Source organism: Pontimicrobium sp. MEBiC01747, from assembly GCF_053601635.1.
In genome coordinates this window covers 1-360 of record NZ_JBSHNS010000032.1, presented here as the reverse complement: position 1 = coordinate 360, position 360 = coordinate 1, and the positions used below count along the sequence as shown (strand labels likewise).

The window sequence follows — 360 nt, the reverse complement described above, 5'->3', positions numbered from 1 at the left end:
AATCCTGCCGTTAACGCTGGTACAGATGGTAATACAACCATTTGCGATAGTAGTACAACAACTATAGATTTATTTAGTTTAATCGCTGGTGAAGATGCTGGTGGTACTTGGTCGCAAACTTCTGGATCTGGTGGTACTTTTGATGCAGTCGCGGGTACTTTTACACCAGCTGGTGGTACAACTACTAGTACCTTCGATTATACTGTTACAGGAACAAACCCTTGTCCTAATGATATTAGTACTGTTACTATAAATATTAACCCTGCCGTTAACGCTGGTACAGATGGTAATACAACCATTTGCGATAGCAGTACTACAACTATAGATTTATTTAGTTTAATCGCTGGTGAAGATGCTGGT

Annotated in this window: 1 protein-coding gene; it reads left to right on the top strand. The window is 39.7% G+C overall.

The window, feature by feature from the left end:
* Nucleotides 1–360 (top strand): hypothetical protein (locus tag ACVC2P_RS00415; protein ID WP_452596512.1); only part of this gene is annotated, 360 nt, incomplete at both ends.